3 protein-coding genes are annotated in these 12,715 nt (G+C 72.5%); 1 reads left to right on the forward strand and 2 read right to left on the reverse strand.

Translation table 11 applies throughout. The features are described from left to right. Nucleotides 1-8,528: non-ribosomal peptide synthetase (locus CCN51_RS34080; protein WP_143675973.1), on the forward strand; the 8,528-nt coding region annotated here is incomplete at its 5' end. Here CCN51_RS34080 and CCN51_RS34085 read toward each other — a convergent pair. Both CCN51_RS34085 and CCN51_RS34090 read right to left on the reverse strand, forming a co-directional pair. After that, a complete protein-coding gene (locus CCN51_RS34085) occupies nucleotides 8,510-11,524 on the reverse strand; it encodes an AfsR/SARP family transcriptional regulator (RefSeq protein ID WP_014173967.1) in 3,015 nt (1,004 codons plus the stop codon). The genes CCN51_RS34080 and CCN51_RS34085 overlap by 19 nt on opposite strands. A gap of 95 nt (nucleotides 11,525-11,619) precedes the next feature. Beyond that, on the reverse strand, nucleotides 11,620-12,715 hold a 1,096-nt coding region (locus CCN51_RS34090), incomplete at its 5' end, for an NB-ARC domain-containing protein (protein ID WP_143675974.1).

Here is a 12,715-nt window from a genome sequence, read left to right on the forward strand (position 1 = left end):
CCGGGCTGGCGAGTCTGCTGAGGACGCATCTGGAGCGGCTGGGCGTCTCGCCCGGGAGCCGGGTTCTCCAGTTTGCTTCGCCCAGCTTCGATGCCTCTGTCTGGGAGCTGTGCATGGGTGTGCTGTCCGGTGCCACCCTGGTGCTGGCCGACCGGCAGGCGCTGGCGCCCGGTGCGCCGTTGGAGAGGACGATCAGTGACCAGCGGGTGACGCATGTGACGCTTCCGCCGCCGGTGCTGGCGACGCTGTCGGACGGAGCGCTGTCGACGGTCGAGACGCTGGTGGTTGCGGGAGACGCGTCCTCACCGGAGCTGGTGGCGGCCTGGTGCGATGGCCGCCGTGTGATCAACGCGTACGGGCCCACCGAGACCACGGTGTGCGCCACGATGAGCTTGCCCCTGACGGGCGATGGTCGTACGCCTCCCATCGGCGGGCCGGTCACCAACGCACGGGTCTTCGTGCTGGACGCCGGGCTGCGGCCGGTGCCGCCGGGCGTCCCGGGCGAGCTGTACGTGGCGGGGCCGGCCCTCGCGCGGGGCTATGTGCACCGGGCCGTGCTGACCGCGGAACGCTTCGTGGCCTGCCCGTTCGGCGAGCCGGGTGAGCGGATGTACCGCACCGGGGACCTGGTCCGCTGGAACGCCGACGGGCAACTGGAGTACGTCGGCCGCACGGACGCCCAGACCAAGATCCGTGGGTTCCGGGTCGAGCCGGGAGAGGTCGAGACGGCCCTGACATCGCACCCCGGGGTCGCGCAGGCCGTGGTCGTCACGGATGAGGACCCGGCCGGCGGCCAGCGGCTGGTCGCCTACGCGGTGCTCGGTGCGGACGGGGCCGGTCTCGGCGGCGCCGCTGACAAGATCGACGCGTGGCGGCAGGTCCACGACCGGGTGTACGCGACCCCCGGCGCGCCGTGGGGCGAGGACTTCAGCGGGTGGGACTCCCGGTACACCGGCGAGCCGATTCCCCTTCAGGAGATGGCCGCGTGGCGCGACGCGGCGGTGGAGCGGATCCTGTCCTGGTCCCCCGGGCGGCTCCTGGAGATCGGTGTGGGCACCGGGCTGCTGATGGCGAAGATCGTTCCCACGGTGGAGGAGTACTGGGCGACGGACCTGTCGTCCTCGGTCACGGACCGGCTCCGCGAGCAGGCCGCACAGGCGGGGTACGCCGAGCGGGTGCGGCTTCGCTGCCAGACGGCCGACGATGTGACCGGGCTGCCGCGCGGGCACTTCGACACGGTCGTGCTGAACTCCGTCGTGCAGTACTTCCCTGACGCCGTGTACCTGGACCGTGTGCTGCGGCAGGCCATGGAACTCCTCGCCCCGGGCGGCCGGATCGTGGTCGGTGACGTACGGAACGCGGGCTCCCTGCGGCTGTTCCGGGCCGGTGTGCACCAGGCGCGGCACCCGGACGCCTCGCCCTCGGTCGTACGCGCCGCCGTCGCCAGGGCGATACGGGCGGAGAAGGAACTGCTCATCGACCCGGAGTGGTTCACTCGCTGGGCCGACAGGAACGGCGTCGGCGCGGTCGATGTCCGTCTGAAGCCCGGGCGGGCGCACAATGAACTCACCCGGCACCGTTACGAGGTCGTCCTGCACAAGACGCCGGTGGACGTCGTGCCGCTGTGTGACGTCCCGACCTGGCAGTGGGGCGAGCAGCTCGGAGACCTGGCCGGAATAGCCGAGTTCCGTCGCGCCCAGGGCGACACACCGGTGCGGATCGCCCGGATCCCGAACGCCAGGCTGACCGGCGAGGCCGAGGCCGCCGCCGCGGCCTCGCTGATCGACGCGCCGGCGACCGCGCACCGGCCCGTCGATCCGCACGACCTGTGCGCGTGGGCGGCTCAGCAGGGCTGGGACGCGCTCGTGACCTGGTCGACCAATGCGGTCGAGTGCTTCGACGTGGTCGTCTTCCCTGACGGCCGCCGTGACGGCCGGGTACTGACCGGAGGATTCCTCCCTTCCGGGCGCCCCGGCCGGACACTGACGAACGACCCCGCGGGGACCCGGGAGGCCGGAAGCGCGGCCACCGCACTGCGCGACCACGTGGCGGAGCTGCTGCCCGAGTACCTGGTGCCCTCGGCCGTGATGGTCGTCTCCGAGGTGCCCCTGACCCCGAGCGGCAAGCTCGACAAGCGGGCGCTTCCGGCGCCCGACTACGGCGCAGCGGCCGACGGCAAGGAGCCCCGGACACCCCAGGAAGAGGTCCTGTGCGGGCTGTTCGCCGAGGTGCTGGGGCTGGAACGGGTCGGCGTCGACGACAACTTCTTCGCCCTCGGCGGCCATTCGCTGCTGGCGACCAAGCTCATCCGCAGGATCCGCGCCGAGCTGAACGTCGAGATCGCCGTCAAGTCGGTGTTCGACTCCGGGACCGTCGCCGAACTGGCGAAACTCTTGTCGACGGGCCTGCGGGTGCGCCCCAAACTCCGGCGCGCCGAGGTATGGCCGGACCGCCTGCCCCTGTCCTTCGCGCAGCGCCGGATGTGGTTCGTCCACCGCTTCGAGGGGCCGTCGGCCACCTACAACTCCCCGCTGCGGGTGCGGTTGAGGGGTGAGCTGGACGAGAGTGCGCTGGAGCTGGCGGTGCGGGATGTGGTGGGGCGGCACGAGAGTCTGCGGACGGTGGTCGTGGAGGATGAGGGGGGTGTGCCGTTTCAGCGGGTGGTGCCGTTGGAGGAGGTGGAGGTGCGGGTTCCGGTGGTGGAGGCCGGCCCGGACGGGCTTGAGGGTGCGGTGGGGGAGGCGGTGCGGTATGCGTTTGATCTGGCGGGCGAGATTCCGTTGCGTGCCTCGGTGTTCCGGTGTGGTCCGTGTGAGCATGTGCTGGTGTTGCTGATCCACCACATCGCGGTGGACGGTGAGTCGATGGCGCCGCTGGTGCGTGATCTGTCGGAGGCGTATCGGGCCCGGGTGGCGGGCCGGGCGCCGCGGTGGTCCGAGTTGCCGGTGCAGTATGGGGATTACACGCTGTGGCAGCGTGAACTGCTCGGCGACGAGGGTGATCCGGCGAGCGTGGCGGCCCAGCAGCTCGGATACTGGCGCCAGGCGCTGGCCGGGGTACCCCAGCCCCTTCCCCTGCCCACCGACCGCCCCCGCCCGTCCATCGCGAGCAACAACGGCGACATGGTCGAGTTCACCATGGACCCCGAGATGCTGGCGGTGGCCGAGGAACTGGCCCGCGCACACGGCATGACCGTGGCGATGGTGTTCCAGTCCGCGCTCGCGGTGCTGCTCCACCAGCTGACCGGCCGGGACGACCTGACCATCGGTTCCCCGATCGCCAACCGCACCGACGACGACCTCGCGGACCTGATCGGCTTCTTCGCCAACACCTGGGTGCTGCGGGCCGAGGTGTCCGGGAACCCCTCCTTCGAGCAACTGCTGGGCCGGGTGCGGGGGGCGGCGCTCGCCGCCTACAACAATCAGGACGCCCCGTTCGAGCGCCTGGTCGAGGTGGTCAACCCCGAGCGCTCCACCGCCTACCACCCCCTCTTTCAAGTGGCGTTTGTCTGGCAGAACATCGGGTGGGAGGACTTCGCCTTCGAAGGGCTGGACGCGACCCTGGAACCGGTCGCGACCGGCGTCGCGAGGTTCGACCTGGAAGTCACCATGTTCGACTTCCCCGGGCAGGGCATCCGTGGCCGTATCGACTACGCCACCGACCTGTTCGAGCAGGACACCGCCCAGGCCATGGCGAGGCGTCTCGTGCGCGTCGTACGGCAGCTCGTGGCCGAGCCCGGCACGCCCATCGGCTCGGTGGACGTCCTGGACCCGGCGGAGCGCGACTGGCTGCTGTCGGAGGTGAACGACACGGCGGCCCCAGTGCGGGTCGGGACGATCCCCGAGCTGTTCGAGCGCCAGGTGGCCGGGCGGCCGGACGCCACCGCGGTGGCGTTCGAGGGCGAGGAGCTGACGTACCGGGAGCTGGACTCCCGCGCCAACCGCCTGGCGCGGCTGCTGATCGAGAACGGCGTACGCCCGGAGTCGGTGGTCGCGGTGTGCCTGCCGAGGTCGCCGGAGCTGTGGACCGCGGCGCTGGCGGTGACGAAGGCCGGCGGCGCGTATCTGCCGGTGGATCCCGCCTATCCCGCCGAGCGGATCGAGTTCATGGTCAAGGACTCCGAGGCGCACCTGGTGATCGGAAACGCGGAGACCGCCGAGTGCCTCCCGGAGCTCTCCGCGCCCGTGATCCGCCTGGACGACCCGGACGTCCTGGAGGCGCTGGCCGACGCCGACCCGGCGGCGCTCATGGACACGGACCGGCTGGGCCCGCTGTCGGTGGCCAACACCGCCTACGTCATCTACACCTCCGGCTCCACCGGGCTCCCCAAGGGCGTCGCGGTCACCCATGTCGGGCTGGCCAGTCTGCTCGCGGCGCACGTCGAACGGCTGGAGGTGACTCCTCGGAGCCGCGTGCTGCAGTTCAACTCGCCGAGCTTCGACTCCTCGGTGTGGGAGATGTGCATGGCGCTCTTCTCCGGCGCCGCGTTCGTCCTGGCGGTCCAGGACGAGCTGGCCGCGGGCGAGCCGCTGGTGGAGACGATCAACGAGAACCGGGTGACCCATGTGCTGCTGACACCCTCGGTGCTGGCGGCGCTGCCGCCCGGATCGCTGCCCACCGTCACCACCCTGACGGTCGCCGGCGAGCCGATCTCACCGGAGCTGGCGGCACTGTGGGCGAAGGACCGGCGCATGGCGAACGCGTACGGCCCGACGGAGACCACGGTGTGTCCGTCCCTGTGCGAGGCGCTGCCCGGCGACGGGAGCATGCCGACGGTCGGCCGCCCGATCCCCAACGCCCGGCTCTACGTCCTGGACGCGCTGCTGCGCCCGGTCCCGAAAGGCGTCGCGGGCGAGCTGTACGTAGCCGGGGCCGGGTTGGCGCGCGGCTATCTGGGCCGGGCGGGGCTGACCGCGGCACGCTTCGTCGCCTGCCCGTTCGGCACCCCCGGCGAGCGGATGTACCGCACCGGCGACCTGGTCCGGTGGAACGCCGACGGCGAGCTGGAGTTCGTCGGGCGGGCCGACACGCAGGTGAAGCTGCGCGGCTACCGGATCGAGCCGGAGGAGATCGAGGCGGCCCTGTTGGCGCACCCGAGGGTGGCGCAGGCCGTGGTGAGCGTCCGCGAGGGCTCGCGGACCAGCGGCAACAAGCAGCTCGTCGGCTATGTGGTCCCCGTCGGGGTCCTGGAGACCGGCAGCTCCGAGGGGCTCGGCACCGGCGACCTCGACCTGAGCGCCGGCGTGTCCCAGGGAGAGCTGCGGGCGTTCCTCTCGGGACGGCTGCCGGAGTTCATGGTGCCGTCGGCGATCGTCGTGCTGGACCGGCTGCCGATGACCCCCAACGGAAAGGTCGACCGGGGCGCGCTGCCCGACCCGGACCACCTCGGCGAGAGCTACCGGGCGCCGCGTACCCCGGTGGAAGAGGCGCTGGCGGCGGTGTTCGCGGAAGTGCTGGGCCTGGAACGGGTCGGCATCGACGACGACTTCTTCGCCTCCAGCGGGGACAGCATCCAGTCCATCCAGGTGGTGTCGCGGGCGCGGGCGCACGGGGTGGAGATAAGCCCCCGGGACGTCTTCGAGCACCGGACGGTAGCCCGGCTGGCCGAGGTGGTGGGCGGCCGCACGGGCGTGGGCGCGCTCCTGGAGGAGTTCGACGGGGGCGGTGTCGGATCGATGCCCCTGCTGCCCGTGGCGCGGTGGTTCCGGGAGCTGGGGACGGGGTTCGACCGCGTCTCCCAGTCCATGATGGTCGAGCTGCCGCGGGGCATCGACCACGCCGGGCTCACCGCGACGCTGAACGCGGTGCTCGACCACCACGACATGCTGCGGTCCCGGCTGCTGACCGCCGGGGACGGGAACCTGGAGGTGGTCCCGCGGGGCTGGGTGGACGCGGCGAAACTGATCCGGCGCGTCGAGTGCGACGGCCGCTGGGACGAGCGGTGGCGGGACCGGGCCGCAGCCGAACTGCACGCGGCGGGCGGACGTCTGGCACCCGCCGACGGCGTCATGGCCCAGTTCGTCTGGTTCGCGGCGGAGGGCGGGGGAGCGGACCGGCTGCTGATCGTCCTCCACCACCTGGTCGTGGACGGGGTGTCGTGGCGGATCCTGCTTCCGGACCTCGCCGCCGCCTGGGAGCGGGTGCGGACCGGCAGGACATCAGAGCCACCGGAGCTGCCCCGGGTGGGCACGTCGATGCGGCGGTGGGCGCACGCGCTCACCGAGGAGGCGGCCCGCCCGGAGCGGGTCGCGGAGCTGCCGCTGTGGCGGTCGATGACGGAAGGCCCCGACCCGCTGCTGGGGGCCCGCCCGCTGGACCCCGCCGTGGACGTCATGTCCACCGTGGACAGCATGTGGCTGCGGCTGCCGGCGCCGCTCACCGAGACCCTGCTGACCCAGCTGCCCAGGGCGTTCGGCGGCGGGGTCGACGACGGCCTGCTGGCCGCGCTGACGCTCGCCGTCGTCGGCTGGCGCCGGCGGCGCGGGATCGCCGACGACTCCTCGGTGCTGCTGCGCGTCGAGGGGCACGGCCGGGAGGAACAGGTGGTGCCGGGCGCGGATGTGTCCCGCACCGTCGGCTGGTTCACCAGCGTGTTCCCGGTGCGCCTCGACATCGGCGGGGCCGACCCGCGGCAGGTCCTCGAGGACAGCCGGGCCGCCGGAGACATGATCGGGCGGATCAGGGAACAGCTGCGGGCCCTTCCCGACAAGGGCATCGGCTACGGGCTGCTGCGCTACGCGAACCCGGAGACCGCGGCGGAGCTGGAGCCGTGCTCCACGGGGCAGATCGCCTTCAACTACCTGGGCAGGTTCTCCGCCGCCGACATGCCTGAGGAACTGCGGGGGCGGGGCTGGACACAGGCCCGTGACGCGGCCGAACTGTTCGCCGAGCCCGACCCCGGGACGCCGGTGACGGCGGTGCTGGACGTGAACGCCCATATCGCGGACGGCGAGCAGGGGCCGGAGCTCAGCGCCAGGGTCGCCTTCCCCACGGGAGTGCTGTCCATGGGCGAGGCGTCCGAGCTGGTGGAGCTGTGGGCGGCGGCGCTGGAGGGACTGGCCCGGTGCGTGGCCGAGCAGGACCTGACCGACCTGGGCGCGCCCGGCGCGCGGGCGGTGCCGGTGGCCCCGGGCGAACTGGCGGCGTGGCGGGACCGCTACCCGGGCCTGGCGGACGTATGGCCGCTGGCTCCGCTCCAGGCGGGGCTGCTCGTCCACGCGTCGGACGACTCCGACTTCGACGCGTACCACATGCAGTTGGTGCTCCACCTGTCCGGACCGGTGGACCCGGACCGGATGCGCGCCGCGGGGCAGGCCCTGCTCGACCGCTACGCCAATCTCCGCACGGCGTTCCTCACCACCGGGGCCGGAGAGCCGGTCCAGCTGGCCGTGGACGGCGTCGCGTTGCCCTGGCGCCAGATCGACCTCGGCGTCCTGGAGGAACCGGCACGCGATGAGGCGCTCCAACGGCACCTCGCCAGGGACCGGGACACCCACTTCGATCCGGCCGCGCCGCCCATGCTGCGGATGACGCTGATCCGGACCGGTCCCGACTCCTCGGAGCTGGTGTTCTCCGTGCACCATGTGCTGCTGGACGGCTGGTCGGGCCCGCTGCTGCTGCAGGAACTGCTCCAGCTCTACGGCTCCGGCGGCGATCCGTCGGCGATGGCGCCGGCACCCGAGTACCGCGACTATCTGATGTGGCTGTCCGAGCAGGACCAGGACGCCTCGGCACGGGCGTGGGCGGCGGAGCTGGACGGCGTCGAACCCACGCTGCTCGCCCCCCGGGCGGCCGCCTCGGCGGCTTCCAAGGGCGAGTGGGCGGGCTTGGACGTGGTCGACGTCCCGCTCTCGGTGGACACCGCGCGCGAACTGGCGCGGCGCGCGGCCGGACTCGGCGTCACACTGAACACCGTCGTCCAGGCGGCGTGGGGCGTGCTGCTCGGCCAGTTGACCGGCCGGCAGGACGTGGTGTTCGGCGCTACCGTCTCCGGGCGGCCACCCCAGGTGCCGGACGTCGACTCCATGGTCGGGCTCTTCATCAACACCGTGCCGGTACGGGTGCGGTGCTCCACGGACGCCACCCTCGCCGAGCTGACGACCGGGCTGCACGAGCGGCAGGGCGCGCTGCTCGACCACCATCAGCACCGGCTGACCGACATCGAGCAGGCCATGGGCGTCAGCAGCCTCTTCGACACCCTCCTCGTGTTCGAGTCCTACCCGATCGATCGCGCCGGCATCAGGGACGCGAACACCACCGCGGGAGTCGCGCTCACCGGCGTCGGCATCACCAGCGGCTCGCACTATCCGCTGGGCGTGGCGGCGTTCGAGGACCCCCATCTGAGGGCGGGCCTGCAGTACCAGCGGCACGTGTACGACCGGGAGACCGTCGAGGGCATCGCGGACCGGTTCGCCCGGATCCTGCGGCGGTTCGCGTCCGACCCGTGGAACACGGCGGCGGCGCCGGCCGGTGCGACCCAGGAGGCCGAGGCCGGTGGCCTTGGCCCGGATCAGCCCGGAGGGAGGTGAGCGGAGGCCCGCCGGGCAGCCGGTTCGCCGTCCATGAGCAGGTGCCGCGCCCGCGCTTCGAGCGAGCCGAAGCCGTACTCGCGAGCCGTGGCCAGGGCCCGGCGTGCGTGCCCGGCCGCCTCATGGGCTTGGCCGAGGGCCGCGTGGGCGCGGGCCAGCCCGAGCAGGGACTCGCACATCCTGTAGGGGTGCACGGTGCCCTGTGTGGTCGCTGCCAGGGCATGCCGGTAGGCCGTGGCGGCCTTGCCACCCTCGCCCTGGGCGCGGTGTACCGCGCCCAGGGCCTGCCATACGGTGGCGGTGATGCACCGGTTGTGGAGCTCCCGGGACCGGAGCCGCGCGCGGTGCGCGGCCTCGGACGCGGCGTCCAGGTCGCCCAGCTCGGCCAGCGCCATGGCCAAGTGAGCGAAAACGTCCGCCTGGTGGTATCCGTTGTGCAGGGCGGAGGACTCCTCGGCGGCCGTGCGCAGCAGCCCCGCCGCGCGCTCGGTCTCGCCCATCTCCAGCAGACAGCGGCCGAGCACCATGAGGCATTCGACGCGCTCCACGGGCGCCCCTGCTCGCGACGCCGCGGCGAGCGCCTCCTCCATCCGCGGCAGCGCCTGCTCGCAGCGGCCGGACCAGAAGTCGACCGCACCCAGGCCCAGGGACGCCGCGACGGAGAGGAACGAGGGCGCGGTCTGTCCGGACACGAGGTCGGCGATCTCGGCGAAGCACGCCCGGGCCCGCTCCAGATGGCCGAGTTCCAGCCGCACGGAACCGTGCCAGACGGTCAGCAGCGGCCGGGTGGACGAGTCAGGGCCGCCACTCTCCAGGACCTCCGTGAGACAGCGCAGCGCGGTGTCGAGATCGCCCAGGTTCCGGTACTCCCAGACCAGGCAGCCCACCATCGCGCTCTCGGCGGCCGGATCCCCGGCGCTCCGCGCGGCCCGCAGCCCCGCGCGTGCCGCCGCCACGTACTCGGAGTGGTGTCCGCTGATGCCCAGATACCAGCCCATCGCCTCGGTGAGCCGCCATGCCATGGGTCCGGGGCCCTGCTCCGCGCAGAACTCGATCACCGCCACGAGGTTCGCGCGTTCGGTCTCCAGCCAGTGGAGTGCCTGGGACCGCTCCTGGGGAGCGGCCGGACCGACGGCCGACTCCGCCTCGGACCGGGTCGCCGCCACGAACTCCGGATACAGCACGGCCGCGGCGCCTTTGGCGCCGCGCAGATACCAGTCGAAGAGCCGGTCCCTCGCCTCGGCGCGGTAACCGTCGGCGTCCTCGGTCCGCGCGCGCTCCGCGGCGTACTCGGAGAGCAGGTCGTGCAGTTGGTAACGGTCGCCGGGCAGCCGCTGCACGAGATTCGCGGCGGCCAGCTGCTCCAGGGCCTTCGCCGCCTCCGATGGGGCGATGTCCGCCAGTACGGCCGTCGCCTCCCCGGTGATGTCCGCCCCGGGGAACAGCGCCAGCAGCCGGAACAGCGCGCTGGCCTCGGACGGCAGGGCGACGTAGGACAAGTCGAAGGCCCGGCTGACGGCTATGTGCTGGTCGTCGTCCATGGCGAGCGCCTGCACACGGCGCCCCTCCGGAAAGCGTTGGATGTAGGCGCCGATGTCGGGCCGGTGGGAGCCGGCGAGATTGCTCGCGGCGATCCTCAGCGCCAGCGGAAGGTGTCCGCACAGGCCGGCGAGGCGCGCGGTCGCCTCGGGCTGCCGCGCCGTGACGTCCTCGCCGAGTATCGCGCCGAGCAGGGAAACCGATTCCTGTTCGGTAAGCATGTCGAGCCGGACGCCGCGCGCGCCGTCCCGCACGGTGAGCGCGGTCAGTTCGTTGCGGCTGGTGACCAGTAGGGCGCAGCCGGGCTCGCTCGGGATCAGCGGGCGGACCTGGCTCGCCGACGCGGCGTTGTCCGCCGTGATCAGCACGCGTTTGCCGCGCAGCGCCGTCCGGTACGCGGCGACCAGCTCGTCCTGGTCCATGGGCAGGTGCTCGGCGGAGTGGCCGAGCGCACGCAGCAGACGGGCCAGCACCATCGGCGTCGAGGGCGGCCGGGCCATCGAGTGGGTGTGGAGGTCCACATAGAACCGCCCGTCGGGGAAGGCCGTGCGCATCCGATGGGCCAGGCGAACGGCCAGCGCGGTCTTGCCGACCCCGGGGGGCCCGGAGACGGTGACCACCGGAACCTCACCCTCGGACCTCAGGAGCGCGACGATCCGTTCCGTCTCGGCGCGCCGGCCCACGAAGTTCCTGATCGCCGGGGGCAACTGCGACCCCGCGCGCGGTGGTTCGCTCACCGAGGCCGCGGTCTTCGCCGACGAGGCGTGAGGTGGCGCGACGGCCGGGTCCCCCACCAGGATCGACTGGTGCAGCTCACGCAGTGCCCGACCGGGGAGCACATCGAGCTCGTTCGCGAGATTGCGGCGGATCTCCTGATACGCGGCCAGCGCCTCGGCCTGCCGGTGGGCGCGGTACAGAGCGAGCAGGAGATGTGCCCATAAGTCCTCGCGCAGCGGGTTCTCCGCCGTGAGCTCACGCAGCGGGCCGATCACGTCATGGTGGAGGCCCCTGCGGAGCTTCACCTCGAATCGCAGGTGCTCCGTCCGCAGGCGGAGCTCCTGAAGGCGGGTGGCCTCGAGCTGGAGCGCCTCCGACGGCACGTCCGCCAAGGGTTCCGCGCGCCAGAGCCCCATGGCGGCGTCGAACAGCGCCTCGGCCCGTGCGAGCTCACCCTCGGCCGACAGCGACCTCCCCTGGTCCACCAGGCTGTGGAAGCGGTGCAGGTCGACGGCCTCGTCGGCGATCTCCAGCCGGTATCCGTCCGGCCTCGTGCGGATGAAGTCCGCGCCGAACAGCTGGCGCACACGCATCAGGAAGACCCGCAGGGCCGCGCGGGGGCGGGCGGGGCCTTCGCTGCCCCAGACCGTGTCCGCCAGCTCCCGCAGCGACACGTCCTGGTTCGCCCGCAGCAGCAGCGTCGCCAGCACGACCCGCAGCTTGGGAGCGCTGACCGGCACCGGCTCACCCTCCCTGTACGCCTCCAACGGCCCCAGTAACCCGAATTCCAGTGGTGCACGCATCATTGAGCGACCCCCGTCGTTGCGACTCTTCCTTACGAACAGGCCCGTCCATGTCGTCGGGCCTGGTCCGGTCTGTGTGCTCCGCTCCGGGCCATCAGCGTCCCGATGGCCTCGTGGAGCGTGAAGCCGTGTGTGCGCGGCAGGGAGAGCCCCTTGCGCGCATGCTCCGGAAGCTCCGCGTACGACGGGTCGAACGCCCCCCTCGCCGTCACCTCGTCGCCCTCGGCGGCCGGCGAGTCCAGCAGGTTGCCGGAGCCGAACTTCCGGACGTAGGCGTCCACATCAGGTGCGCCCCGGCCGACCAGATCGGCGGCCGCGACGCGCAGCGCCAGCGGCAGATGGCCGCACAGCTCCGCCAGCCGGTGCACCGCGTCCAGCTGTTCGGCGACCACGTCCTGGCCCAGGAGCCGGGCGAGGAGGTCGAGGGCCGCGTCCGGGGAGAGAACTTCCAGCGGCACCAGGCGCGCGTCGTTCGTCACGATCAGACTGCGCAGCTCGTGCCGGCTGGTGACGATCACGGCGCAGCCGGGACCGCCCGGCAACAGAGGCCTGACCCGCTCTGCACTGTCCGCGTTGTCGAGCACCACCAGCACCCGCGTGCCGTCCAGGAGCGCCCGGTAGACCGCGGCCTGCTCGTCCTGCTCCGCCGGGACCTGCCCGGGCGGGACGCCGAGCGCGCGCAGAAAGCCGGCCAGCACGCACGTCATGGGCCGCGGCGCCTGCGCCGAATAGCCCCGCAGATCGGCGAACAGCTGGCCGTCGGGAAACCGCGCGCGCAGTTGCCGGGCGACGAAGGCCGCCAGCGAGGTCTTCCCGACCCCGGGCGGCCCGTACAGCGTCACCACGGGCATGGCCGTGTCCGTGTCCCGCGTGCCCAGCAATTCGCCGATGACATCCGCTTCGGCGGCTCGGCCCACGAAATCGGGCACGACGGGCGCGACCTGAGAAGGCGTCGCCACAGGTGACGCATTTCGCGCTTCAGCGGTGAAATCGAGAGCGGGGTCGCGGGAGAGAATGGCCGAGTAAAGGGATTCCACCTCCTGCCCGGGGTCGATTCCCAGCCGGTCGGCGAGAAGGTCGCGCACGGCGCCATAGGCGTTCATGGCCTCGGTCCGCCTGCCGGACCGA

It is taken from the genome of Streptomyces milbemycinicus (assembly GCF_002154605.1).
Lineage (GTDB): Bacteria > Actinomycetota > Actinomycetes > Streptomycetales > Streptomycetaceae > Streptomyces > Streptomyces milbemycinicus.